General features: G+C 72.3%; 21 protein-coding genes and 3 pseudogenes. 12 read left to right on the top strand and 12 right to left on the bottom strand.

Annotation, left to right across the window (positions count from 1 at the left end; translation table 11 throughout):
* Positions 1 to 39 precede the first annotated feature (39 nt).
* Both ACZ6A9_RS29190 and ACZ6A9_RS29195 read right to left on the bottom strand, forming a co-directional pair.
* Positions 40 to 2370: a heavy metal translocating P-type ATPase gene (locus ACZ6A9_RS29190; protein WP_468991351.1), complete on the bottom strand. Its 2331-nt coding sequence runs from the start codon at positions 2368 to 2370 to the stop codon at positions 40 to 42.
* Between the two features lie 96 nt (positions 2371 to 2466).
* Entirely contained in the window at positions 2467 to 3036 is a 570-nt protein-coding gene (locus ACZ6A9_RS29195; RefSeq protein ID WP_468991354.1) for a flavodoxin domain-containing protein, read from the bottom strand.
* A gap of 222 nt (positions 3037 to 3258) precedes the next feature.
* Between ACZ6A9_RS29195 and ACZ6A9_RS29200 the strand changes: the two genes are divergently transcribed.
* From ACZ6A9_RS29200 to ACZ6A9_RS29215, 4 genes are read left to right on the top strand one after another with little or no spacing between them, the layout of a single operon-like run.
* Positions 3259 to 4131, top strand: a complete 873-nt coding sequence (locus tag ACZ6A9_RS29200; RefSeq protein WP_468991358.1) for a universal stress protein — start codon at positions 3259 to 3261, stop codon at positions 4129 to 4131.
* Positions 4132 to 4189: 58 nt separating this feature from the next.
* Positions 4190 to 6997, top strand: a complete 2808-nt coding sequence (locus tag ACZ6A9_RS29205) for a cation-translocating P-type ATPase (protein WP_468991363.1) — start codon at positions 4190 to 4192, stop codon at positions 6995 to 6997.
* Positions 6994 to 7653 carry a potassium channel family protein gene (locus tag ACZ6A9_RS29210; RefSeq protein ID WP_468991366.1) on the top strand — a complete coding sequence of 220 codons (660 nt, stop codon included), beginning with the start codon at positions 6994 to 6996 and terminating at the stop codon, positions 7651 to 7653. The genes ACZ6A9_RS29205 and ACZ6A9_RS29210 overlap by 4 nt, the downstream gene beginning before the upstream one ends.
* Entirely contained in the window at positions 7650 to 8309 is a 660-nt protein-coding gene (locus tag ACZ6A9_RS29215) for a potassium channel family protein (protein WP_468991369.1), read from the top strand. The genes ACZ6A9_RS29210 and ACZ6A9_RS29215 overlap by 4 nt, the downstream gene beginning before the upstream one ends.
* A 107-nt stretch (positions 8310 to 8416) precedes the next feature.
* Here the strand turns inward: ACZ6A9_RS29215 and ACZ6A9_RS29220 are convergent, their stop codons facing one another.
* The 4 genes from ACZ6A9_RS29220 to ACZ6A9_RS29235 form a co-directional block, all read right to left on the bottom strand.
* The gene (locus ACZ6A9_RS29220) at positions 8417 to 8638 is read right to left on the bottom strand and encodes a V-type ATP synthase subunit D (RefSeq protein WP_468991728.1); all 222 of its coding nucleotides are present in this window, start codon (positions 8636 to 8638) and stop codon (positions 8417 to 8419) included.
* A gap of 40 nt (positions 8639 to 8678) precedes the next feature.
* Entirely contained in the window at positions 8679 to 10280 is a 1602-nt protein-coding gene (locus tag ACZ6A9_RS29225; protein WP_468991371.1) for an FAD-dependent monooxygenase, read from the bottom strand.
* Positions 10253 to 10816, bottom strand: coding sequence for a hypothetical protein (locus ACZ6A9_RS29230; protein ID WP_468991373.1), 564 nt, complete (start codon positions 10814 to 10816; stop codon positions 10253 to 10255). The genes ACZ6A9_RS29225 and ACZ6A9_RS29230 overlap by 28 nt, the downstream gene beginning before the upstream one ends.
* A 175-nt stretch (positions 10817 to 10991) precedes the next feature.
* Positions 10992 to 12467, bottom strand: coding sequence for a bifunctional aminoglycoside phosphotransferase/ATP-binding protein (locus tag ACZ6A9_RS29235; protein ID WP_468991731.1), 1476 nt, complete (start codon positions 12465 to 12467; stop codon positions 10992 to 10994).
* 507 nt (positions 12468 to 12974) lie between these two features.
* Between ACZ6A9_RS29235 and ACZ6A9_RS29240 the strand changes: the two genes are divergently transcribed.
* Genes ACZ6A9_RS29240 through ACZ6A9_RS29250 form a run of 3 tightly spaced genes read left to right on the top strand, consistent with a single transcriptional unit; the run spans position 12975 to position 15465 of the window.
* Positions 12975 to 13574 carry an Rv1733c family protein gene (locus ACZ6A9_RS29240; RefSeq protein ID WP_468991377.1) on the top strand — a complete coding sequence of 200 codons (600 nt, stop codon included), beginning with the start codon at positions 12975 to 12977 and terminating at the stop codon, positions 13572 to 13574.
* Positions 13575 to 13614: 40 nt separating this feature from the next.
* Complete coding sequence (locus tag ACZ6A9_RS29245) at positions 13615 to 14970, top strand: nicotinate phosphoribosyltransferase (RefSeq protein WP_468991380.1); 1356 nt, start codon at positions 13615 to 13617, stop codon at positions 14968 to 14970.
* Between the two features lie 36 nt (positions 14971 to 15006).
* Entirely contained in the window at positions 15007 to 15465 is a 459-nt protein-coding gene (locus ACZ6A9_RS29250; RefSeq protein WP_468991383.1) for an Hsp20/alpha crystallin family protein, read from the top strand.
* 195 nt (positions 15466 to 15660) lie between these two features.
* Here ACZ6A9_RS29250 and ACZ6A9_RS29255 read toward each other — a convergent pair.
* Positions 15661 to 16044, bottom strand: a pseudogene (locus tag ACZ6A9_RS29255) (BON domain-containing protein); the annotation flags it as partial.
* Between the two features lie 318 nt (positions 16045 to 16362).
* Here ACZ6A9_RS29255 and ACZ6A9_RS29260 point away from each other — a divergent pair.
* Positions 16363 to 16902: an SMI1/KNR4 family protein gene (locus tag ACZ6A9_RS29260; RefSeq protein WP_468991386.1), complete on the top strand. Its 540-nt coding sequence runs from the start codon at positions 16363 to 16365 to the stop codon at positions 16900 to 16902.
* A gap of 19 nt (positions 16903 to 16921) precedes the next feature.
* Here ACZ6A9_RS29260 and ACZ6A9_RS29265 read toward each other — a convergent pair.
* Positions 16922 to 17835, bottom strand: a pseudogene (locus ACZ6A9_RS29265) (IS982 family transposase).
* Between the two features lie 54 nt (positions 17836 to 17889).
* Positions 17890 to 18042 carry a hypothetical protein gene (locus ACZ6A9_RS29270; RefSeq protein WP_468991388.1) on the bottom strand — a complete coding sequence of 51 codons (153 nt, stop codon included), beginning with the start codon at positions 18040 to 18042 and terminating at the stop codon, positions 17890 to 17892.
* 738 nt (positions 18043 to 18780) lie between these two features.
* Here ACZ6A9_RS29270 and ACZ6A9_RS29275 point away from each other — a divergent pair.
* The gene (locus tag ACZ6A9_RS29275; RefSeq protein WP_468991394.1) at positions 18781 to 19362 is read left to right on the top strand and encodes a hypothetical protein; all 582 of its coding nucleotides are present in this window, start codon (positions 18781 to 18783) and stop codon (positions 19360 to 19362) included.
* A 75-nt stretch (positions 19363 to 19437) separates the two neighbouring features.
* Here the strand turns inward: ACZ6A9_RS29275 and ACZ6A9_RS29280 are convergent, their stop codons facing one another.
* Genes ACZ6A9_RS29280 through ACZ6A9_RS29290 form a run of 3 tightly spaced genes read right to left on the bottom strand, consistent with a single transcriptional unit; the run spans position 19438 to position 21103 of the window.
* Entirely contained in the window at positions 19438 to 19617 is a 180-nt protein-coding gene (locus ACZ6A9_RS29280) for a hypothetical protein (RefSeq protein WP_468991396.1), read from the bottom strand.
* Positions 19614 to 20759, bottom strand: coding sequence for a sigma-70 family RNA polymerase sigma factor (locus ACZ6A9_RS29285; RefSeq protein ID WP_468991400.1), 1146 nt, complete (start codon positions 20757 to 20759; stop codon positions 19614 to 19616). The genes ACZ6A9_RS29280 and ACZ6A9_RS29285 overlap by 4 nt, the downstream gene beginning before the upstream one ends.
* A complete protein-coding gene (locus tag ACZ6A9_RS29290) occupies positions 20756 to 21103 on the bottom strand; it encodes a hypothetical protein (protein ID WP_468991403.1) in 348 nt (115 codons plus the stop codon). The genes ACZ6A9_RS29285 and ACZ6A9_RS29290 overlap by 4 nt, the downstream gene beginning before the upstream one ends.
* Positions 21104 to 21401: 298 nt before the next feature.
* On the opposite strand from ACZ6A9_RS29290, the pseudogene ACZ6A9_RS29295 reads away from it, so the two are divergent.
* The 3 genes and pseudogenes from ACZ6A9_RS29295 to ACZ6A9_RS29305 form a co-directional block, all read left to right on the top strand.
* A pseudogene (locus ACZ6A9_RS29295) lies at positions 21402 to 21617 on the top strand (hypothetical protein); the annotation flags it as partial.
* A 217-nt stretch (positions 21618 to 21834) separates the two neighbouring features.
* Positions 21835 to 22362: a relaxase domain-containing protein gene (locus ACZ6A9_RS29300; protein ID WP_468991406.1), complete on the top strand. Its 528-nt coding sequence runs from the start codon at positions 21835 to 21837 to the stop codon at positions 22360 to 22362.
* Positions 22244 to 23968, top strand: a complete 1725-nt coding sequence (locus tag ACZ6A9_RS29305) for an AAA family ATPase (protein ID WP_468991409.1) — start codon at positions 22244 to 22246, stop codon at positions 23966 to 23968. The genes ACZ6A9_RS29300 and ACZ6A9_RS29305 overlap by 119 nt, the downstream gene beginning before the upstream one ends.
* The last annotated feature ends 155 nt before the right edge of the window (positions 23969 to 24123 follow it).

Genomic DNA, 24123 nt, shown 5'->3' on the forward strand with positions numbered 1-24123 from the left:
GCGGCAACCGGTGGATCCGAGCTCGTCCCGGGCCGTCGCTCACGGGGCGAGGGAGAAGAAGTTCTCCTCTTCCTGGGCGAAGTGCAGCCGCAGCACGGTGTTCAGGCCGTAGAGGCACGCGCGCAGGTCGTCAAGCTGTTCGGGGGAGAGGCCCCCGTCCGCGTGGGCCAGCCGCACGTGGGTGGCGACGCGGCGGGAGAGACGTTCGATCTCGGTGTGGGCGCGGCTCATGGTGGCGGTCGCCTCGGGGCCGCCGAGCGTCGGCGCGAGGGCGGGATAGAGCTCCTGCTCCTCGGCGTGCTCGTGCGGCAGCAGCCGCTCGGTCAGCAGCCGCTGGGTCTCCTCGACGGCCGTCAGGGCCTCGGGTCCGGGGCCGGCGGAGAGGCGGTCGGCGGCGTCGCGTACGGATTCGAGGACGTCCTGGAGATCGTCGTGCTCGGCGGCGAAGCGGTGGACGAGGGCTTCCGCGGCGGGGGTGAGGGCCGGACGTGCGGCCGGGCCCCCGGCGAGGGCGCGCAGGGCGTTGAGGATGACGGCGACGTCGATGCCCTCCTGCAGCAGGGCGCCGACGGCGGGCGGGAGGAGGCCGGCGGCGGCCGCGGCCATGGCGGCAAGGGACAGCAGCATGCCGCCGAGGGCGCTCTGGACGGCGATGCGCCGGGTGCGCTGGGCGATGACGACGGCGTCGGCGAGACGGTCGACGCGATCGGTGGTCAGGACGATGTCGGCGGCCTCGGAGGAGGCGGTGGAGCCGCGGGCGCCCATGGCGACGCCGACGTCGGCGGCGGCGAGGGCGGGGGCGTCGTTGACTCCGTCACCGACCATGACGGTGACGGCGTGCTCGCCTTCGGCGCGTACGGCGGCGACCTTGTCGGCCGGATCGAGTTCGGCCCGTACGCCGTCGAGTCCGAGGACGGCGGCGACCTCACCGGCGGACGCGGCGCGGTCGCCGGTCAGCATCAGCAGTCGTTCGATGCCCGCCGCGCGCAGGTGCCGCAGGGTCCGCGGCGCGTCGTGGCGGACGGGGTCGCGCAGCAGGACGGCGCCGGCCAGGTCGTCGTCCACGGTGAGCCAGGCGACGGCCGCGCCGTCGAGCAGGGCACGGTTGTCGACCGCCCCGGCCCACGCCGGCCGCGCGTCCGCGGGGTCCGTACGGCCGATGAAGACCCGGTGCCCGTCCACGGTGCCGGTGGCGCCCCGGCCGGGTTCCTCGGTGACGCCGGCGGGGACCGACAGAGCCAGTCCGCGTTCCAGGGCGGCCTCGACGACGGCCCGGGCCAGGACGTGCGGCGAGTACTGGTCGAGCGAGGCCGCCAGACGGAGGACTTCGGCGGGGTGGGCCCCGGGAGCGGCGACGACGTCGACGACGCGGGGGCGCCCTCCGGTGAGGGTGCCGGTCTTGTCCAGCAGGAGGGTGCGGGCCCGGCCGAGGTTCTCCAGCGCGCCGCCGTCGCGGATGACGACGCCGAGGCGTGAGGCGCGGGAGAGCCCGGAGACGACGGCGACCGGGGCCGCCAGGAGCAGCGGGCAGGGGGTGGCGACCACCAGGACGGCGACCGCGCGCACCGCGGAGCCGCTGATCAGCCAGGCCAGTCCGGCCACGGCGAGCGACAGGGGCAGGAACCAGGCGGCATAGCGGTCCGCCAGGCGCACCACGGGCGCGGACTCGGCGCCGGCCTGTCGCGCCAGCCGCACGATTCCGGCGTACGTGCTGTCCCGCTCGGTGGCCGTGGCGCGCAGTTCGAACGCGCCCGAGGCGTTGACGGCGCCGCTGCGCACCGTCTCGCCCCGGCCCCGCTCGACCTGGAGGGCCTCGCCGGTGAGCACCGACTCGTCGACAACGGCGGCGGCGCTCTCCACCCGGCCGTCGACGGGAACCACCTCGCCCGGACCGACGACCAGAAGATCGCCGGCAGCGACCTCGGCCAGCGGCACCGTGGCCACTTCGGTGCCGGTACGGCGCCGTGCGGAACGCGGCGCGTGCTCCAGCAGGGCACGCAGATCGTGGGAGGCCCGCCGCTGTGCCGCCGACTCCAGGGTGCGGCCGGTGGCGAGCATGAACGCGATCAGGGCACCGGCCAGGTACTCGTGCACGGCCAGGGTGCCGCCCAGCGCGAGGACGGCGATGAGATCCACACCCGCGCGCCCCTGACGCAGCGCGGCGAGCACCCACACCAGCGCGGGGACGACGGCGGACAGCGTGCCCAGGGCCCACAGGAGGTCGGAGAACGGTGCCGCACCGGCGAGCCGGGCGATGCCACCGGCGGCCAGGGCAGCCGCGGTGACGGCCAGGAGGACGGGCTCGAGCCGTGGCCGAACCACCGCCGCGGTCATGCGCCGCAGCCGCGGGAGGAACGGGCGTCGGGTCATGGCACACCTCGGTCCGTCCGGCGCGGAGGTCAGGGGCCGGACCTTCTTCCATCACACCTCACCACCGGGCAGGGTGCAGGACGGCCCTCCGCACCATCACACCCCCGCTCGCAGTTCCCCGGAGATGCCCGCCGCCCAGGCGTCGACGGCCTCCCCGTCCCGGAAGTCGCCGAACCGTCCGCCCACCAGGCGGAACAGCAACCGTCCGGTGACCGGCAGGTGGTTCCGTCCGACGACGCCGGAGAACAGACGGTGGCTCCGGTACACCAGGCGCGGCGGCAGGCCCTTCTCGATCACCGGTACCTCTCGGGGAGCCATGCGCCGCCACGGTCCGCGCAGCGCCGCCGGCATCCCGACGCTGAAGAGCCACACCGGGCGCGCCACGAGGAGGTCCAGGTGCTCCTCCGCGAAGTCCCGGGCCGGTCGCAGCCAGCTCTGCCCGTGCACGGCGCTGCCGAGAACGAACGCCCCGTACGCTGCGGCGTCCTCGACCTCGACCACGGGCCTGGCCTCCGCCGTCAGCCCCGACCGGCGCAGGACGGCGGCCGTCCTCTCGGCGATCGCCCGGGTGGAACCGTGGGCGGTCGCGTATCCGACGAGCACGTTCACGGCGTCACCTCGCTGGTCGAGCCACGGCGTGGGGAATCCCGGCAGCAGCCACTTCACCGGCCCGCTCCCAGTGTCCGTCGGACGGCGTGCCCGGCCCGGGGCCGAACGGTGCACGGAGCCGGTCGTGCCGGACGCTTCCGGGCGGCCACCCGCCTGCCCCGAACCACGGGCGGACGCGAATCCGGCCACGTTCCCGGCAAGCCGTGGCGTGGCGTCACCGGGTGGCGGAGGCGAGGCTGGAATGACAGGCAACGCGCAGTGCGAGAACCTGGAGGTGCCATGACTGGTGCGGACGGGCGTCGGCCGATCGTGGTGGGCGTCGATCCCGATCCTGCGAAGCGGCTGGCTCTGTCCTGGGCCGCCGAAGAGGCGGACCGGCGCGGTCTGCCGCTGCGGCTCGTCCACGCCCAGGGCACGCCGACCGGCGGATACCGGTCGGGGGAGGTCCGGCCGTCCTGGGAGGAATGGAACCGGGCGCTGCACGGCATGGGCGATCAGGTGCTCGAGGATGCCGCCTCCTTCGTGAGGTCCCGGTGGCCGGGGGTGGAACTGTCGACGCTGCTGGCGGAAGGGGAGCCGGCCTATGTCCTGCACGAGGAGTCGCGGAGCGCTGCCCTCGCCGTGGTGGGTTCCTGGCATCTGAGCCGGCGGCGCGGGACGTTCTCCTCCGCCTCCGTGGCGCTTCCCCTCGTCGCCCACGCTCCCTGCCCCGTCGTGGCCGTACGGGAACCGGAGCACACCGCTCAGCAGCCCCCCTACTTCGTGGTCGGCGTCGACGGCAGTGAGCATGCGGCCGCGGCGGTGGACGTGGCGTTCGAGGAGGCGTCCCTGCGCGGAGCGCTCCTGCGGGCGCTGTACGTGTGGCATCCGCCCCTCCTCGGTGTCCTGGACGAGCACGCGGCGGTGCAGGAGTGCCGGCGGGTGCTGTCGGAGACGGTCGCGGGCCGCACCGCGGCGCACCCGGACGTGGAGCTCCACCACGAAGTCGTCCGTGGCCACCCGGTGCAGGTTCTGACGGAAGCCTCGCGACACGCACTGGGTCTGGTGGTGGGAACCCGGGGGCACGGAGGTTTCACGGGCATGCTGCTCGGCTCGGTGAGTCAGGGGGTGCTCCACCACGCCCACTGCCCCGTCATCACGGTCCCGACATGAGGCACCGGACGGCCCCGTACCCGGGCGACCCGGCCCGTGCCCGTCGCGGGGGCGGGTGATGGGCGCCGGTACGAACGCGCCGGTACCCGGCGGGGGCAGGCAGGAGACGTCCGGTTCCGGCCCAACTCCTCCCGTACCGCAGCTCCCCGCCGGTGAGGTCTTCGCCGCGCTGGGCACGACACGCCGCGGGCTGCCGGGAGAACAGGCCCGGGCCAGGCTGCAGAAGTACGGGGCCAACGAACTGCCCCACGCGGCACGCAGCACCGTGTGGCGGCAGCTGGGGGCGCAGTTCACGGACCTCTTCGCGGTGGTGCTGATGGTCGCGTCGGCCATCACCTTCCTGGCGTACGCCCTGGAGGAGCCGCGGGACGCGGGCACCGCGCAGCTGGCGATGGCCATCCTGGCAGTCGTGGTGCTCAACGCCGCGATCGGCTTCGCCCAGGAGTACTCCGCCGAGCGGACGGCACAGGCGCTGGAGGCGATGGTGCCACACGCCTGCCGGGTCCTGCGCGACGGTGAGCGGCTGGAGCTGCCGGCCCGGGACGTGGTGCCGGGAGACGTGGTGACGCTGGAGGCCGGCGACGCCGTGCCGGCGGACTGCCGGGTCGTCGAAGCGCACGAACTGGCCGTGAACAACGCGCCGCTGACCGGCGAGAGCAACGCCGTGGGCCGCACCGCCGACCCGGTGGCGGCGGGACCACCGCTGGAGGCGCGCAACTGCGTCTTCATGGGCACCGACGTCGTCACCGGATCCGGCCGGGCCGTGGTGTTCGCCTCCGGCGCTACGACCGAGTTCGGACGGATCTACCGGCTGGCCGCGGCCGCCCCGCGGCAGAGGACCCCCCTGCAGATCCAGGTCGCCTCCATGGCCCGACGGGTGGCGGGGGCCGCCCTGGCGACCGGCGCCCTGATGTTCGCCGTGCGGCTGCCCACCGGGGAGTCCGCGGTACCCCTGTTCGTGTTCGCCCTGGGGGTGATGGTGGCGCTGGTGCCGGAAGGGCTGCCCGCCACCCTCTCGGTGTCCCTGTCGATCGGGGTGCGGCGGATGGCACGCCGCCACGCCCTGATCAAACAGCTGCTGGCGGTGGAAGCACTCGGGTCCACCACCGTGGTGTGCACGGACAAGACCGGAACCCTCACCCAGGCGGAGATGACGGTCACCCAGGTGTGGGCGGGAGGCGCGCCCCACCCCGTGAGCGGTGTGGGGTACGAGCCGGGCGGCGAGGTCGCCGACGCCGCTCCGGTGCGCGAGCCGCTGCGGGTGGCGGCCCTGTGCTGCAACGCCCGGCTCGCCCCGCCCACGAGCCCCCGGGAGCGCTGGCGGGTGCTCGGCGACACCACGGAGGGAGCGCTGCTCGTCGTCGCGGCCAAGGCCGGTCTGGACCCGGGCGCGGAGGAGGCGGCCGCGCCACGGGTGACGGAGTTCCCCTTCGACTCGGACCGCAAGCTGATGACCACGGTGCACAGGACGGACGCCGGCTACCGGGCCTACGTCAAAGGAGCGCCCGGAGAGCTGCTGGCGCGGTGCACCGACGTGGAGTGGGACGGGCGGCGCGGACCGCTGACCGGGCCGGACCGGGCGGCGGCCGTCGCGGCGGGTGACGAGCTGGCGTCGCAGGGGCTGCGGGTGCTGGCCGTCGCGCGGCGGGCACTGGACGGGCCCCGCCCGGCGCAGCAGGAGGCCGAGTCGGCGCTGACGCTGCTGGGCCTGGTCGGCATGCTGGACCCGCCGCGCCCCGAGGTCACCGACGCGGTAGCCGCCTGCCGCCGGGCCGGCATCCGGGTCGTCATGGTGACCGGTGACCACCCGCTGACCGGGGAGGCCGTGGCCCGCCGGGTGGGCATCGTGCGGCGGCCGGATCCGGTCGTGGTCACGGGCGCCCGGCTCGACGCGATGGACGACGAAGGGCTCGACTCGCTCCTCGCCGAGCCGTCCGAGCTGCTCCTGTGCCGGGTCGGTCCTGAGCACAAGATGCGCGTGGTCACCGCCTTCCAGAGGCGTGGCGAGGTGGTGGCGGTCACCGGGGACGGGGCGAACGACGCCCCGGCGCTCAAGCACGCGGACATCGGCGTCGCGATGGGGGCGTCGGGCACCGACGTGGCCCGGGAAGCGGCCTCGATGGTGCTGCTGGACGACTCGTTCGCCTCCATCGCCGCCGCGGTGCGGCTCGGACGGGCGGTCTACCAGAACATCCGCAAGTTCCTCGTCTACCTCTTCAGCAGCAACATCGGGGAGCTGGTCCCGATCCTGGTGGCGACGTTCGCCGGGTTCCCGCTGGTGCCCATCAGCGCGGTGCAGATCCTGGCGATCGATCTGGGATCCGATGTGCTGCCCGCCCTGGCCCTGGGGGCGGAGCCACCCGAACCCGACGTGATGGACCGCCCGCCGCGCTCCCGTCACGAGCGACTGTTCTCCGCCGCCGTGGTGGGGCGGATCCTGTTCCTCGGGGGCGTCCAGGCGGCCTGCGTGAGCGCCGTGTTCTTCTGGCACATCGCATCATCGGGCATCCCGTTCGACGACTTCACCGAGGACACCCTCGTCTACCAGGAGGCGGTCACGATGGTCCAGGCGGGGATCGTGCTCAGCCAGTTCTTCAACGCGCTCGCCGTGCGCACCGACCGCCAGAGCATCCTGACCGTGGGACTGACGACCAATCCCGCCATGCTGGCGGCGGGCGGCTTCGGCATCGCCCTCATGGCCGCGATCAGCTACCTCCCGCCCCTTCAGGCCGTCTTCAACACCGCCCCGCTCGACGCCGGCCACTGGGCGGTCCTGGCCGGGCTCGGCACCCTGCCCCTCCTCGCGGACGAGGCCCGCAAGGGGTGGCTGCGCCGCGCCGACCGCCGGAAAGGAGGCCCACTGTGAAGGTGATCGTCGTCGGCTGCGGACGGGTGGGCTCCGCCCTCGCCGGTCTGCTCGCCGCCGAAGGGCACGACGTGGCGGTCGTCGACCGGCGTCCACGAGCGGCCCGCCGGCTGCCCGACAGCCCGCACATCCGCTTCCACGAGGGCAACGGCTACGGCCGAGCGGTGCTGCGGGCCGCCGGGATCGAGCACGCGGACGCCTTCGTCGCCGTCACATCGAGCGACAACAGCAACATCGTCAGCACGCGGATCGCGAAGGAGACCTACCGGGTGCCCATCGTCCTCGCGCGCGTTCACGACCCCCGGAGTGCCGACATCTACCGGGAACTCGGCATCCCCACCATCGCCGGCATCCACTGGACGGTGCACCAGATCCACCGGATGCTGCTGCACCGTCACCTGAGTCCCGAGGTGAGCTTCGGCAACGGGGAGACCCTGCTCGTCCGCTCCGATCTGCCCGGCTACCTCGTCGGCCGGCGGCTGACCGAGTTCGACGTCGACGGCGAGATCCGCGTCGTCGAGGTCACCCGGGCGGGCCGCTCCTTCATCCCCGCGCACGGCACGCCCGCACACGACGGAGACCTGGTCACCTTCGCCGTCGCCGCCACCGCCCTCGGCAGGCTGCGCGGCTTCCTCGACAAGGAGCTGGGGACGTGAACGTCATCGTCGCCGGCGCGGGACGCCTCGGCACCCAGATAGCCCAGGTGCTCTCCGCGGCCCACAACGAGGTCACGCTGATCGACAGCGACGACGACCGCGTGGCCGAACTCCGGGGCCGCCTCACGGGCGTGCTGCTCCTCGTCGGGGACGCGTGCGAACCGGCCCTCCTCGAACACGCCGGCGCGCTGACCGCAGACCTGGTCGTCGCCACCACCGGTGACGACGAGGACAACCTCGTCATCGGCCTGCTCGCCAAACGGCGGTTCGCGGTGCCCCGCGTGGCCGCCCGCGTCAACGACGCCGACAACGCATGGCTCTTCGACGCGCGCTGGGGCGTCGACGTGGCCGTACCCGCCGCCACCCCGCTGATCTCCCTCATCGAGGAGGCCACCGGAGCCACCGACACGGTCGCCCTGCTGCGTCTCAGCAAGGCCGGCGTCGACGTCATCGAAACGGCCATCACGCCGCGGTCCAGAGCGGTGGGCCGGGCCCTGGGCGACATCGTGCTGCCCGAAGGGACGGTCGTCGCGACGATCGTCCGTGACGGGCAGCCCACGGTGCCGGATCCGGCCGTCCGCCTGCGGGCCGGCGACGAGCTCCTGCTCGTCTCGCACTCCGCGACCGAACACGAGATCCACGCGGCGTTCCAGTGAACCGCGCCCCCGCGCAGCGAACGGTGCGCGGCTCACCGGTGCCCGGGCACGTCCCACACGGTCGGGCGGATCGCGGTGACGAGCCCCGACCGCCGCGTACGGAGCGGTCAGCGCCGGGCGGCCCAGCGCCGCCGGACCCCGTCCTCGTGCTCGGCCTGTTCCAGGGCGAGGTCGCTGCGGTCCAGGGCCTGGCGCAGACAGGGGATCCTTTGGCGCCGCAGGGCACGGACCCGGTGCCGGGTGCCGCTGACCTCCGCGCCCACCAACGGGGCGGCGGCGTGGACCGCCGCGTACTCGGCGGCCGCGCGCACGGCACGGCCGTAGGCCAGGCCGGCCGCTCAGCGGACTGCGGGGCTCGTCGCCCGGCGTTCACGGCCGGACACGCGGGGACGGCGCCGCGCCGACCAGGGAGAGCCATCCGGTCAGCCTCACAGGGTCGGCGGCCCCGCAGCGGAAGCCGACATGCCCGTCCGGACGGACGGCCACCAGACCACGGCCGCGACTGTTGGACAGCCGCAGGACGGTCACGAGCGGCCCGCCCGGCAGTGGGGCGGCATCACGCTGCAGCAGCAGGTGCACACCCGGGCGGGCCAACAGTGCGTGCAGCCGCTCAGCAGCTCCACCGACGCCGACGGTCGCGTCGGGCAGGCGGTCTCCTGGACGGGGAGCCCCGTGCAGGGGCGGTGTCCCCTCCACCGACAGGGGACTGCGCCGGTAGTTCACGCGGAGCTGGGAGATGACGCGAACGGCCTCGGCGACCAGTCGCCGCCGGCCGAGGAGGACGGGGACGGCGGGGGCCGCGCGCGGAGCGGCCACCGCGCGCAGCCATCCCGGGAGCCGGCCCGTCGACGCCTCCGCCCAGAACGCGGTGTGCGTGAGGATCAGGCGTCTGAGGGCAGCCGCCCTGCGCTCACCTTCGTAGGAGTCGAGCAGCACTTCGGCATCGAACCCCTCCGCGGGCCCACCTTGTGGACCGCTCGTCGCGAAGCCCAGCTTCCAGCCGAGGTTCACCGCGTCCTGGATACCGGCATTCATGCCCTGTCCGGTGGCCGGCGAGTAGGTGTGCGCCGCGTCCCCGGCGAGGAAGAGCCGTCCCTGGCGGAATCGCCGGGCACGGCCGCACTGCAGCGGAACCCGCGCCGACCACGCGAGACGCTCGATCCGTGCCCCCGCCCCCGAGTCGTCCACGAGCTGCTGAAGCTCGGCCCCGGGGACGGCGGGGCCGGGCTGGCCGAAGCCCTGTCCGGCCCCGCCGTCCGACGCGCGCGTGGCCAGCAGCCGCCACGTGGCCCGCTCCCCGAGCGGGAAGAGGAACAGCAGCCCCTGGCGCCCCGCGAACACCTCGGCGTCGGCACCGGGGGACCTACCGCCGAGGTCCAGGTCGGCCAGGACCACCTCTTCGGCGTAGGGCCTGCCGTGCCAGCCGATGCCGGCACAGGCCCGCACCACACTGGCCGGGCCGTCGCAGCCGACGACGAAGGGGCAGCGGACCTCCTCCACGCCGTGCCGCGAGCGCAGCACGGCTCGTGCGCCGTCTCCGTCGTCCCGGGCGGTGAGCAGTTCGGTGCCGCGTTCGACCGTCACCCCCCGGTCGGCCAGCGCCTGCGTCAGCACCGTCTCGACATCCGTCTGCCGCAGGAGGGACAGATGGGGGAACGCGGTGTCGGGCAGCGCGAGGTCCGCGAGTCCGGCGTCGACGACGCGGGAGCCGAGACGCAAGTGGACCCGGGGGGCGGTGTCCGCGAGCTCCAGCAGGGCGTCCGTGACACCGAGCGGTCGCAGGACCTCCAGGGTCCGCGGGTGCAGGATGAGCGCACGGGAGGGCCGGAACGCTTCGGGACGCCGCTCGACGACCCGGACCCGCGCCCCGTGGGCACGGGCCTCGAGAGCCAGGCTGAGGCCGGTCGTGCCGGCCCCCACGACCAGGACGTCCACCGCCGGGGTCACGTCCCCGCCGTGGGGCGCCACCACGCGGCGGCCTCCGGCTCCGGACTCCCGGCGGGCCGGAGGCCGGCGATCACGTCGTCGGGGCGCACCCCCGGCAGGACGGCGTACCGGATCGAACCCGGGACGCTGACCAGCGCGAGGACCCGCCACAGGGAGCGTGCGTAGTGTTCGGCGCGTCGCGGACCGTCCCACTCGTACATGCCGCGGTAGCGGTCGCGCTCGTCGTGGGCCAGCCACAGCTTCGAGGTGAAACCGGGGAAGCCGACGAACAGCGCGGTGTTCAGAAGGCTTTCTCGGCGGAACAGCGCGTGCGCGGGTCCGCGCACCCGGCGCAGCCGGAAGGTGACCACCAGCGTGCACGGGTCCTTCGCCAGACCGCTGCCGAGGCGGGTCTCCCGGTAGACCCGGGCCGTGGTGCCGTCGGCGAAGCTCATCCGCCTGCCCACCCGCTCCTCCGACAGGTGGACCCGGCGCCGCGAGAGCAGGGCGAAGGTGGTGAGGAAGCACGCGGCGACGGCCCGCCACGCCTCACCGGGGGCAAGTGGTTCCTGTTCACCCATGGCGGCCTCCTCCGCAGAGCCCCGCCGGCCACCGCGCGCCGCGCCCGCCACGCCGGACGCGCCGGAGTCGCCCTACCACCAGCATGAGGCAGTGCGCCGCGCCCCGCGAGACCTGCCAGTGCGGACCCGCCGTCGACGATCGGACCCGAAGAGCACAGAGGAGCAACCGCTCGCTCTAGTCGGGCTCCATGTAGGGGCGGCGGAAGACCGGTGCCTGGCCCGTACCCCACGGACGCACGGCGGCCAGCGCCCGGGCGACCGCTGCCTCCAGGGGGCCGCCGGTGTCGACCGCGACGGCCTCCGGCCACGGCTGTTCCCCGGCCGCCATCGCGGCCGCGATGCCGGCGTCGGCGTCGGACGCTCCGGGGGCCCGCGTGCCCAGGCGGGCCGCCGACACGTCGCCCGGCACATGGCAGTGCAGGGCCACCAGGTCGGCGCTGGTGCGTTCCGCCAGGCGCACGGCCGCCTTCCGCTGTGCCGCATCGGACCACGTGGCGTCCAGGACGACGGATTCCCCCGAGGACAGCAGGACGGACGCGCGGTCGAGCAGCGCGGAGTAGGTCCTGGCCGTCCACTCCGGCGTGTAGATCCCCTCGCCGTAACCGGCCGCCGCGGACTGTTCCACGGGGATCCCCGCCAGCTCCTTGCGGAGGCGGTCGCTGCTGAGCAGCGTGACCCCCAGCCGGTCCGCCAGCGCTCCGGAGAGGGTGGACTTCCCGCTGCCCGGCAGCCCTCCGACGAGCGTCAGGCCGACGGCGGAGGTGCGCAGATGACCGAGCGCCGCCGAGACCAGCCGCCGGAACGCAGCCTCGGCGCCCGGGGCGCCCTGGCGTGCCTGGATCAAGGAGACCTTGGCGCGGACGAACGCGCGGTAGGCGACGTAGTGGTGCCACAGGGAGGAGGGCGCCGGGTCGCCCGAGTACTCGCCGTACCGGGCGAGGAAGTACTCCGCGGACCGAGGGGCGCCGAGCTGTTCCAGGTCCATGGCGAGGAAGGCGGCGTCGTCGAGCCCGTCGACGTGGCGCAGGTGGTCGTCGAACTCCAGGCAGTCCAGGACGCGGGGACCGTCGTCGAGGCAGAAGACGTCCTCGGCGAGCAGGTCGCCGTGGCCGTCGACCACCCGCCCCTGCTCGATGCGGGAGTCGAACAGACGCTCGCGGCCGGCGAGATAACGGCGCACCAGCCGCTCCACCTCCGCCACCCCGTCCGGCACGATGCCGTCCCCGGCCAGCGCACGGACCTGCCGGAAGCTCGCCTCCCAGCGCGACGACAGGGCGTCCCGTGTCCCCTGCTCGTCCACTTCCCGGCCCCGGGGCGCGTCCGCGTGCCACGCCGCGAGCTGCCGGGCGACGGCGCGCAGGGCGTCGTCGACGCCGACACCTTCCCGCACCAGGCGGGAAAGGCGGCGGTCCGCAGGCATCCGGCGCATCACCACGAGTGGTTCCGGCTCCTGCGCGCCGGGGGTGCGGAACTCGCCCAGACCCAGATAGACATCGGGGGCGAAGCGGCGATTGAGAGCGACTTCGCGCTCGCACGCCGCCCGGCGGGCCGTCACCGTCGTGTAGTCCAGGAAGCCCAGGTCCACCGGCTTCTTCACCTTGTAGGCACGGTCACCGGCGAAGAACACGATCGCGGTGTGCGTCTCGCACACCTGCGCGCGCGGCGGCGCATCGCCGTGCCGGCCGGCGGCCCGGAGCGGGGACGTGCCGGCCGCGGGCACCGGGGGGGCCATGCTCCGGCCGGGGTCCTGCTCAGTCATGAGGGCCCGCACCTGCGTGGTCGGCACGGCAGGCGGCGGCGGGACTCGCGGGTGAGCCGTCGAGGCCGACTGGTTGCATGGCGGTGCCCTCCGTCTCGTCACACACTGGGAAGAGGGACGGGCGACGGTGCCCGGGTCCGCCGGCACGGACGACCGGGAGGCCGTCGGCAGGCGCATAGCGGTTTCCCTCGTTCGAGGAGTACCCCAATCCCCTCGGCGGCGCATGTGCAGGACATGCCGGTCCCGCGAAGACCGACCACCTCGGCGGCGGTCCCCGCGGACCCGTGAACCGCCCCGTACAGGGACGTTCGGCCCTGGGACCGCAGCCGGCGCCGTCCCACGACGGAAACAGGAGGGTTGGGTGGGGGGAACGACCGGCGACCTGTTGGAGGCCGAGTCATGAGCACACGGAACCCGCCGTACGCGTCCGGTCCGCTCCCGCCGCACCGGGAGCCGGAGGGGGCGAACCCCCTGCGCCGCAGGTCCGACCGGTTCGAGGCCTGGTTCCGCGGATTCCTGATGCTGGTCCTCCTGCTCGGTCTGCCGGCAGCCGCGCTCGGTGCGGGCGTGTCGGTGTACGAGTCGTCGATGCGGACCGTGCAGACCCAGTCGGTCGAGCGGTACCGGGTCGACGCCCGGGTGACGTCGATCACCGAGGAAGCCGGTGAGAACGCCCAACAGCAGGCGCGGGTCCGCTGGACCGACGACGACGGGACGGTGCGGACGGGGACCACCTCCGTCACGCCGGACACGCCCGGGGGCGCCACGCTGCGGGTGTGGGTGACCGGCGACGGGGCGGTCACCGGTCCGCCGATGACCGACCAGCAGGCCGTCACCACCGGTTGGTTCGCGGGCGGTGCGGCGGCGGTCGGTGTGGCGGCCGGGGTCTTCGCGGCGCGGGTGGCCGCGCGCCACGTGCTGGACCGGAGAAGGTACGCGCAGTGGGACGCCGAGTGGGCCCGGGTGGAGCCCCTGTGGGCCGGCCGGTTCCGCCGGTGACGTGAGGACGAGCCGTAGACGACCCAGGAGGCGACGCTGAATGTCCGACGCGACGACCACAGACCTGTACGAGGTCACTATGGCCACGTCCTACCTCCGGGAGGGGATGACCGGGTCCGCGACGTTCAGCCTCTTCGTCCGTGACCTGCCCGCCGGGCGCGGCTTCCTGGTCGCGGCGGGGCTGGAGTCGGCCCTCGACTACCTGTCCGGCCTCCACGTCGGCCCGGAGGACGTCGACGCCTTCGCCTCCGCCATGCACCGCCCACCCAGTGATCTGCGGCCCCTGCTCGGCCTGGAGTTCACCGGTGACGTGAGGGCGGTGCCGGAAGGACGGATCGTCCTGGCGGGAGAGCCCCTCCTGGAGGTGACCGCGCCGCTCCCACAGGCGCAGCTGGCCGAGACGTACGTACTCAACCGGCTCAGCCACCAGACCGCCGTCGCCTCCAAGGCCGCACGGTGCGTCCTCGCCGCGGCCGGGCATCCGGTCGTGGACTTCTCCCTGCGGCGCACCCACGGCCCGGAGGCCGGGTTCCAGGCCGCCCGCCTGGGCGCGATGGTCGGCTTCGCCGGAACCAGCAATGTGGCCGCGGCCACCGCTCTGGGCCTGCCGGCCGTCGGCACGATGGCCCACTCCTTCGTCGAGGCGTTCCCCACGGAGGAGGACGCCTTCCGCGCCTTCGCACGGTCCCACCCGGGGCCGGTGACCCTGCTGGTGGACACCTACGACACCGAGGAGGGCGTACGCGTCGCGGCACGTGTCCTGCACGACCTGGGCGGCGCGGCCCGTGGGCCTGGCTCGGCGGTACGGCTGGACAGCGGCGACCTCGGGGCCCTGGCGGTACGGGCCCGGTCCCTCCTCGACGGCGCGGGCCTGCCCGACGTACGGATCATCGCGAGCGGCGGTCTCGACGAGTACGAGGTGGACGACCTGGTCCGCTCCGGGGCGCCGATCGACACGTACGCCGTCGGCACCCGCGTCGGTGTCTCGGCCGACGCCCCGTATCTGGACTCGGCCTACAAGCTGGTGGAGTACGACGGCCGGCCGGTGATGAAGCTGTCGTCGGCGAAGGTGACGGCACCCGGGCCCAAGCAGGTGTTCCGGCGCCCCGGCTGCGTCGACGTGATCGCCCTGGCCGGCGAGCCGCCCCCCGACGGCGGCCGGCCGTTGCTGGAGACAGTGATGCGGGGCGGACGGCGCAGCGGCCCCCGGCCCACGCTCGACGAGTGCCGGGAGAGGTTCAGGGCGGACCTGGACGGCCTGCCGCCGGCGGCCCGCCGGATCCGGGAGCCGGTCGCTCCCCGGGCGGCGGTCTCCGAGCCGCTGGGCGCACTCGCCGCCCGCGTCCGGCGCCGCATCGGGGAACGCACGACTGCGGCTGCCGCCCGGTTCACATGAGCGGTGGCCGGCGCAGCAAGGCAAGGAGGAGCAGCCATGACACATCCCGTACGACACAGCAGGGGCGGGCTCTCGGCAGCCGTGCACGAACTGGACGATCTCCGTACCCGGATGGACCAGCTCATGCACGCCGTCTTCCCCGTCGGCGGCTATCCCGAATTCGGCACGGGCGAACCGTGGGCGCCGCCGGTCGACGTCGTCGACACCGAGGACGCCTACCTGGTGGAACTGGAGCTGCCCGGCGTGGGCAAGGACCAGGTCACCGTCGAGATCGCCGAGGGCGAGCTCGGTATCCACGGTGAGATCAGGGAGAGGGAGCACCCCGGGGTGGTGCGCAGGCACACCCGCCGCCTCGGACAGTTCGACTACCGCACGACCCTCCCGCCGGACTCCGACACCGGGCACGTCAGCGCGGACCTGACGAACGGAGTCCTCACGGTGCGCGTCCCGAAGAGCGAGACCGGAAAGGCGCACCGCATCGAGATCACCGGCTGAGCCGGGACGGGCGCCGTCGACACTCCGGCACTTCGGTGTTGCAAGAGACCTCCCCGTACGGGTTGCGACCGTCCGGCAGCCACCCGCCCGGCCCGCTTCCGCGGACAAGGCCGGCCGTGCCCGTGCGGCGGTGTACCGCGCGTGACACGCCGCCGCACGGCACCATTCCGATGAGAGGGCGGCGACCGTGCACGGTCACCCGGACGTTCCGGACCCGTCCCGGCCTGCCGTCTCGCCGGTGAGCTGCGGCTCGACGTCCACGACGCCCTCCACGGCACGCACGAGACGTACGGCGACCGATATGAGTGAGGTGTCGTGAATGCGCCCGCGGAGGGTGACGACTCCCTCGTGGACGTCGACGTGGAGGGTGTGGCCGTGGGTGGGGAAGAGGTAGGACACCACAATGCGGCGGACCTCCTCCTCGATCTCCTCGTCCGGCCGCAGGAAGACCTTCAGCAGGTCGGCGCGGCTCACGAGGCCCTGGAGCATGCCGACGTCGTCGACCACGGGCAGCCGTTTGACATGCCGGACGGCCATGATCCTGGCCGCCTGGGCCAGGGTGGCGCCGGGGTGGACCGTGCTGTGGGACACCCGCGCCTTCCACGATCTCTCCGCCCTCACCGACCAGGCGTGCACGATCGCGGGCCGGTCTCTGACCCAGCAGGAATGGCACCGCTACCTCCCTGACGGAGTTCCCCATCAGCGGATCTGTCCCTGAGCTGGCTGTCTCCACGAGCGAGAACGGACGGCGGGTGTGTCAGCACTGCGGGAGGCACCGAGATGGTCCCCTGTTCGATACTCATGGGCATGAGCCGCGATGGCTGACAGCCGGATCCAAGAACGGCAGCAGATGGGGGATCAAGATCAGATGTCAGCCTCTTCTGCCAGCATGCTGCCGTGACGACCACACCTGATCAGCGTCCTGTTGAGGCAACTCTCGACTTCCTGCGTTCCGCGTTCGCGCCGGAGTGGCGCGAGCCTCCTCTCGGCCATGAAGCCGTAGCAACGTGGGAGACCGAGAACCGGGTGACGCTCCCGGAGCCGTACAGAACCTTCGTCGTGGACATCAGCAACGGATGCAGCCTTGGTCCGGCGGAAGACGGCGGTCTGCAGCCGCTCGGGTGGCTGCCCGAGAGCTGGCCGGACCTCGGTCCGCGGCAGCCAGGGGAACTGTTCCCCTTGGAGGCAGCCTGGCCGTGGGAGGACGACGAGACGGTCGACCCTGAAGACGATCCACGCACCGACGCCGTGTACACCAGGGGGTCGATCGTTCTCGGTTCAGAGGACGGGCAGTCGTTCTGGGTGCTGGTGACCACGGGACCTCGCCGAGGCGAGGTCTGGATGGTGTCCGACGTAGGAGCCGGCCCGGTGCCCGGGGATGACGCCTGGGGTTTCGAGCAGTGGGTGCGGCATTGGTACTCCGGCGGCAACGACTAGATGATCGATTCCAAGGGCTTCAGTGGTCGTAGGCGGTCTGTGCGCGCATGACCGGCTGGCCGGTGTGGTCGTTGTGCCAGATGGCGGCGGTAAGGGCGAGGATGCGCTGCAGGACGCGGACGACCACGCCTCCGGGCGTCCGACCGCGGTGGCGTTCGAGGTCGAGCTGGCCCTTGAAGGTCTCGTTGATGGACTCGATGACCTGCCGCAGCGGCTTGAACAGCTGTGATCCGGCCCGTTCGGCCTCACCCCTGCGGGCCGGCCGCAGCAGCCGGATGCCCAGCTCCGCGAGTTGTTGCTCGAATTCGCGGCCGAAGTAGTTCTTGTCGCCGATCAGCGTCTGGCCGGGACGCTCGTTGATGAGTTGGGGCTCGACGGCGAGCAGGTCCAGCAGCGTCTCGCGTTCGTCGGCCTTGGCCCCGGTCAGGGCGAAGGTCACAGGCAGGCCCCGCAGGGTGCACACCAGGTGCAGCCGCAACCCCAGAAGAAGCGCGAGCGGCTGGCGCAGTACCCGTACTGGGCCCATCCGGCCAGGTGGGAGCGTTTGACGGTTTCGCGGGACCGTCCGCATTCGACCGGCGTGGAGTCCACGACCCACACGTCATCGGTCCACGACATGGTGTCGACGGCCAGTGCGCGGGTGACGCGCCGGATGAGCTCGGCGGCCTTGCGCAGCCGCTTGTTGTGGCCGGGCTGCTGCGGCAAGTAGGGGAAAAGGTGCTGCAGATGGGTGCGGGCGTGCCGCAGCCACCGGGCCTCGGAGGTAAACCCGAGCGTGGCCTGCATCATCGCCAGGGTCACCAGTTCGGCATCGCTGAGCCGGGGCGCGATGCCCACCGCTGGCCGCCACGGCCCGCACTGCGGCGAGTCCTTCAGCAAGTCGTCGGTCTTCACGTAGAGTGCGATCGCGAGGGTGTCCAGGTCGTTCGTCACACAATGACTTTGGATGCCCTCGTATCGTCTGTGCGGCTGAACCAGGGAATCCGATCATGGTCCGGAGCTGGAGACAACACTCGGATTGGTCGTGTCGAAGTAGACCCAGTCCGCACGCGGGTCGAAGTAGAACGCGCCGGAGTACGTCCCGCCCGTCACCTGACGGTCGAAGGACTCGCTCCGGACCCACCTGGCGCTCTTGGGCATGAACTGCACGAGTGTTTCCGGCAGCCGGCTCGGCACCGCGGGCTGAAAACCCCACTGTGGTGCCCCCACAATGGCGGCGACGCCACCCGTTCTCAGCCGGGCGAAGCCCACCACACGAACATCAGTGGGACCCGGAACGGGGCCCCTCGAATCGGTGCCCAGCACGACGCCGAGCCAATGTGTGTCGGAGAGCGGGCCGAGCGCGGCGAACCGACGTTCCAGCGGTTCAGAGTCCGTACGGACTTCGTTGCCGTCTGCGCGGTTCGCAGTCGACCCACACGCCGCGAGTACCGTCGCCGCGCCCAGCGCGAGCGCGCCCCGACGCCCCAGACCCGCCAAGCCGCCCATAACACGCTCTCCCCCGCCACCCCACGCCCAAGACCCTGAGCGTAGCGGTCCACTCAAAGCCGCTACCCCTTGGAATCGATCATCTAGCTCGACGGCCTGATCACTGCTGTCGGCTGTCAGCGCTTCCGAGGCCCATGGACAGTCTGGTTCGCGTCAGACAACCAGGTGTCCCGTTCCCACGGACGTCTCTCGGTGCGTGGTTGTCGACCCATCCACACTCGATCGTGGTCCGTCCCTGGCTTCCGCTTGGCTGTCCGACGCGACTGTCGGCCGGTCCGTCGGGACAGGGCGCCGCTGTGCTCTCTCCGCGCCTTGGTTCGGCCTGGCACCGTTGACTCAAGATCAAAAGAATGGACAAAGGCACGTCCCCTACGGGAACGGACGCGGCCGTTGGCCATCAAGGTCGAGGGGAGGGGGCGGCAGTCGATGGCCTGGGTGACCGGGATCGTGGATGACGGGCAGGTCGAGTACCGTCTCACCGGTCAGGCTGGCTGCTACGTCCAGCACGACGGCGAGGGCCTCGCCGGGCACGCCCGGCCGACCGTCGGCGACCAGATCGGCTCTGGCACGGACGCCACCGCCGACGGTCCGCTCGTGTGGATCGGCGAAGAAGGTCTCACCGAGGTGGGCCAAACCCCTGGCACACCGCTCGACGGGGCGGGCCGGCAGGTCGCACGCACCCTGGCCAAGGGCGTCCACCCCCTCACCGCCGAGCACCTGGTGCGCCCCGAGCTTCGTGCCCATCCGCGTGCCAAACTGACCGGCGCCCGGCTCGCCGGCGCAGTCCTGAGGCGGACACCTGGAGTCTGCAGATCCTGGAGTAGCACCACGTCGACCGCATATGTCTCATACCTGCCGCTACCTGCCTCGACGGTCCACTGCCCTGACGGGCAGTGGACCGTCCCGCGTTCGCTGACTCGACAGCGCCGTCATTTCTCGTCGACATTCACGAGCCGGCGGATCGACAACTGACTCCGGAACCGGGCGACAATCGCTGTTCCTTGAGATGAACGAAGCCAGCCTTTTTGCGTTTGCGGGAGATCTTCCTCAGAAGAGCCCGGCGACCTCGTCGGCGGCCTCCTCGATGGCCGCTTCGTAGTCGTCGTCGTCGAGGATCGGGGTGCGTGAGGTGACGCGGTGACGGAGCTCGGCCAGGTGGCGGAGCACCTCCTCGTCGGAGAAGGTCTGGTCGTACCCGTCCACGTCCAGTTCGGCGTCGTGCTTCATCGCATACCTCCCTCGCGGAAGTCGTAACCCAGTGAGTCCTTGAGGTCCTTGCGGGCCGCGCTGAGCCTGCTCTTGACCGTTCCCGAAGGGAGATGCAGGAGCTCGGCGATCTCGCTGACGGAGTAGCCGTCCATGTAGTGCATGACAAGACACTCGCGCTTGTCGCGCGTCAGATTGCCCATCGCGGTGTGCAGCGCGATCTTGTCGACCGTCGCGGACGCCACATCCTGCCCGTCGCAGGGCACGCCCGCATCCGACTCGTTCAAGGGACGCACGCGGCGGGCCGCCAGCTTCTGGTACGCCCGCATCATGATGCGCCGACCCGTGAGGACCACCCAGGCGACCGGATTGGGATGCTCACTGACCTCCGCCCAATTGCGGTAGGCGATCTCGAAGGCCCGGCTGGCTGCCTCCTGCGCCATCTCCCAGTTGTTGCACCTGGCGTTGAGGATGCGGCAGACCTGTAGATAGTGGGCCTTGAAGAAGTCCTCAAAGGGCCTGACCTGCGGAACGGAGGGGACTGGGACCATGGCATTGGCATGGGCCAGAAGCTTGTTGGCGCGTGCCTGCACGGGCCAGATGGACTCCGGCCTCAGCACGGAAGGGGCGCAGCGATCCCCGAAGAGCACCACCAGCTGGTCCCCGGGGCTCCAGCGGGAGGGCCACAGGAGTCCGTCGGCCCAGGGATTGTTCCGGCGGAGCACCGAGGCCCAGGCGCGTGCCCGCACGAGGTCGTCGGAAAGGACGAGGTCGGATGTAGCACCGACGGCATGGAGAGATTTTGCCGTCGTCAGGTCGATGAGATGGAGCGGGGTAGTGACGCGCAGCTGAGTGAGCTGACGGTTCACCACCGCGGCCCACGGCAGGAGTCGTGGGTCATCAGGGGTGAACACCGACCCCTTCAGCAGGGTCTCGGCGACCGCTGCCTTAGGACTGAGAGCCGCGTAGAGGAAGGGGTACGGATCCTCCGCGCTGCTGTCGAAGCGCCCGCCGCCGAGTGCGCCCGGTACGTGAGGGAGGAACATGGTCGGAGAGAAGCGCTTGTTGTGAACCCTGTACAGCACGTGGTCCTTGGGAAGCGAAGCGCCGTGAGCCGTCAACGGCTGCGCCGGCGGAGGCGAGACAGGCACGGGCTTGATCACCTCTCCTCAGCCCGGGGGAGGGCAGCCGAACGGGCAGCAAGCAGTTCCGCAGGCTCCGATGCGGCGCGATCGCGGACGGGCGGCTCGCCGACGATGAAGCCCATTCGCCCCTTCACGGGGACGGTGATCTCCAAGATGCTGCCGTCGCTCCGCTGGTCGTAGATCCTGCCGCCCTGCTGCAGTGCCGACGGCGCCGTGAGCAATGTCGTACGCCGCTCTCGCTCGAACGTCGTTGCGTTCTTGCCCTCGATCCAGGTCCGGATCGTGTGCCACATGCCGCCCTCCCGTCCCTGCCCGCTGCCGTCGGCGCGCGACAACGCCGCTCGAATCATCGCAACCACCATGCCTGCTCCATCGGCTCGTCGTGTCTGCCTTTACCCCGGTAAGACCGCCGACGGAGCCCCGGTTCACACGAATTTCTGGAAATCCTCGATCCTCCTCCGAGGCCCAGCAGCTCGGCGCTATTACATGCGGCACCCAAGTCCCTTGGGTCACGGCACTCGCCAGTACAGTGACCAGTCACACCAAGATCGAAAGCCGAAGTACCAAGGTATGGCTGCGCCATACGCCAACACGCTTGAAGATCATCGACGCGGGAGGGGGTGAGTAGCGATGGCGTGGGTGACACCGCTGGGGCCGGACATGCAGCAGGTCGAGTACCAGCTGACCGGGCAGTGCGGATGCGACCTGGAGCGCCAGGAGCAGCGCGAGCAGGAGGCCGACGCGCAGGTCGACTACCGCCTCGGCGACGCGCGTGATCTGGAGTGGATCGGCGGCGGGCTCGCCGACGTCGGCCTGGTCGCCGGACAGAGCGTCGACAAGGACCAGGCGCGGCTGCTGATGGACGGCCGGCACCCGCTGACGGGCGAGTTGCTGGTGACGCCGAAGGTCGCCGTCGACCCGCGCGGCAAGCTGCAGGCGCGGCCGCTCGCCGAGGCGATCGAGACGTCGGCCGCCGAGCTCAGCGTGGACGTCGACGAGCTGCTCGGCGACGACAAGCTGAGCAAGAGGTTCGCCCGCCTGCAGCGCGACATCCTGCGTGAGGGCGACCGGCACCGCCTCCCCATTCCGCGCGGTGGAGGATCTCGCCGAGGCGTCCGGCGTCGACCTGGTGCAGCTGTACGGGCGCTCAGATGTGGCGGAGGCCCGCGCGTGGGCCGACGCCCGGGTCCGGGTCGGCAACCGCGGCTACGACGTGACGCTGGATCTGTCGAAGTCCTACAGCGCCGCCGTCGCGCTCGCGGGCGAGGAGATGTCCGAGGCGCTGCGCGAGACCTTCCTCGAGGTGGCCCGCGAGACGTTCGGCGCGCTGGAGGGCTGGGCCGCGTACGCGATGGCCGGCGAGCACGGAGGCGGCAAGACCGCCGACCGTGTTGACACCAGCGGCTTCCTCGGCTGGATGACCGTGCACTACTCCGCCCGCCCGCCCGGTCGGCGGCGAGGTCGGCGACCCGCACCTGCACGTCCACGGCAACCTGGCGAACTTGGCGTACGCCGCCGACGGCAAGTGGCGCACCGTCGGGGCCGGCGGCCGCGACATCCTGCGTCACGCGCACGTCGCCGACGCGTTCGTGAAGGCCCGCCTGCGGCAGGTGACCGGTGAGTGGTTTGGGATGCGCTGGGAGCGGCACGCCGAGACCGGTGCGTGGGAGGTCGTCGGCATCGACGAGGACCTGCGCCGCCACTTCTCCCGCCGCAACGCGCAGATCGTCGCGGCGGCCGCCGACGGCGCGACGACCGGCGAGCAGAAGCTGATCGCCCGCCAGCTCGCCGAGGACATGGACACCACCAGGGCGGACGTACGGGCCGCCTGGAGGGCGCGCGCCGAGGAGGTCGTCGACGACGTCGAGGCGATGATCCGCCGCGCGATTCCCGGCCCCGAAGGCCCCGACGGGCCGTCCGTGGCAGGCCCCGGCGGCGGCCCGGTCATGCCCTCCCCGGAGCAGATCGCCGCGTTCATCTGGCGGCGCGAGGGCGGCCTGACGGAGTCGCGGAAGTCCGTCACCCGCGCCGACGTCCTGGCCCTCGTCATCGACGCCTGCCCGTTCGGCGTGCCTGACCTGGCGGCCGCCGAGGCCCTGACCGACGCCGTGCTCGCCGTCGACGGCGAGGCCGTCGCCCTGCCGACCGGCGGCATGACGCACCTGACCAACCCCCAGCGCTACACGCACTCATCGATCCTGACCGCCGAGCAGACGATCGTCGGGTCGGTCGCCGAGCGGCTGAACGAGGGCGCCGCCCAGCTCACGACGGAGGCCGCCGAGCTGGCCATCACCACGTTCGAGATCTCCCGCACCACCGACCCGCTGCGCCCGTTCGTCATGTCCGACGAGCAGCGCGCCGCCACCCTGCGCTTCCTCACGGCCGGGCACGGCGTCGACGTGCTGCGCGGCAAGGCCGGCACCGGCAAGACGACCATCATGTCGGCGGCCCGCATCGGCTGGGAGGCCGCCGGGCTGCGCGTGGTCGGCGCCGCCACCGCGGCGGTCGCCGCGTCCAAGCTGCAGGCCGAATCCGGCATCACCAGCGCCACGGTGGCGACCTGGCTGATGGACGTCCGCGACGGCGGCCGCCGCATGGCCGACACCGACGTCCTGGTCCTCGAAGAGGCCGCCATGGTCGACGACCGCGACGTCGCCGACCTGCTCACGGCGGCCGCCGAGCACGGCGTGGAGGTCGTCCAGATCGGCGACTGGGCACAGCTGAAAGCGATCGGTGTCGGCGGCGGCTTCAAGCGGGCCCACGAGATCGTGGACGGCCTGGAGCTGAGCGAGAACCGCCGCCAGAAGGACGCCGTGGAGCGGGCCGCCCTGGAGGCGTGGCTGGACGGCGGCTGCCGCACCGCGCTGTCGATGCTCGCCGAGCACGGACGCATCCACGCCGTGCGCACGCCCGACGAGGCGTACGCCGCGATGCTCGGCGCGTGGAAGGACACCGTCGACCGCCTGGAGGGCGACGTCCACGACCAGATCGAGGACCTGGTCGTGCTCGCCGCCCGCAACGCGGACGTCGAGGTCCTCAACCTCGGCGCGTCGACGCCGACCTCCACCACCAACTCCGGCACGACGAGATTGACGTGCAGACTCTCGCGCGAGCCCCATCCCGCGCTGAAGGTCCAGCCCCTCCACGGATGGTCTCCGGCCGGGGTAAGGAACCCGGCGACCACCCGGCCCGAGGCCTGCGGGAGCGTCGTGCTGCGCCCGACGTAGCGCAGGCGCCCGTCGGTGTCGTACCTGCCCAGCAGCAGCGTGCGCGGAGCCGCCAGAGCCGGTAAACGCCCCGACGATGGCGTCCTCGGTATGCCGGACCTTGTACTTCCTCCAGGCCCTCACGGGCAGGTAAATGCTCTCCAGCCTCTTGTAGA

Source organism: Streptomyces sp. NPDC041124, assembly GCF_055592385.1.

What these genes read in the sequence shown, in the direction of transcription:
- ACZ6A9_RS29190 (WP_468991351.1), bottom strand. Translation starts at nt 2,370, where the DNA reads ATGACCCGACGCCCGTTCCTCCCGCGGCTGCGGCGCATGACCGCGGCG.
- ACZ6A9_RS29200 (WP_468991358.1), top strand. Translation starts at nt 3,259, where the DNA reads ATGACTGGTGCGGACGGGCGTCGGCCGATCGTGGTGGGCGTCGATCCC.
- ACZ6A9_RS29205 (WP_468991363.1), top strand. Translation starts at nt 4,190, where the DNA reads ATGGGCGCCGGTACGAACGCGCCGGTACCCGGCGGGGGCAGGCAGGAG.
- ACZ6A9_RS29230 (WP_468991373.1), bottom strand. Translation starts at nt 10,816, where the DNA reads ATGGGTGAACAGGAACCACTTGCCCCCGGTGAGGCGTGGCGGGCCGTC.
- ACZ6A9_RS29240 (WP_468991377.1), top strand. Translation starts at nt 12,975, where the DNA reads ATGAGCACACGGAACCCGCCGTACGCGTCCGGTCCGCTCCCGCCGCAC.
- ACZ6A9_RS29245 (WP_468991380.1), top strand. Translation starts at nt 13,615, where the DNA reads ATGTCCGACGCGACGACCACAGACCTGTACGAGGTCACTATGGCCACG.
- ACZ6A9_RS29250 (WP_468991383.1), top strand. Translation starts at nt 15,007, where the DNA reads ATGACACATCCCGTACGACACAGCAGGGGCGGGCTCTCGGCAGCCGTG.
- ACZ6A9_RS29270 (WP_468991388.1), bottom strand. Translation starts at nt 18,042, where the DNA reads ATGCCCAAGAGCGCCAGGTGGGTCCGGAGCGAGTCCTTCGACCGTCAG.
- ACZ6A9_RS29280 (WP_468991396.1), bottom strand. Translation starts at nt 19,617, where the DNA reads ATGAAGCACGACGCCGAACTGGACGTGGACGGGTACGACCAGACCTTC.
- ACZ6A9_RS29290 (WP_468991403.1), bottom strand. Translation starts at nt 21,103, where the DNA reads ATGGTGGTTGCGATGATTCGAGCGGCGTTGTCGCGCGCCGACGGCAGC.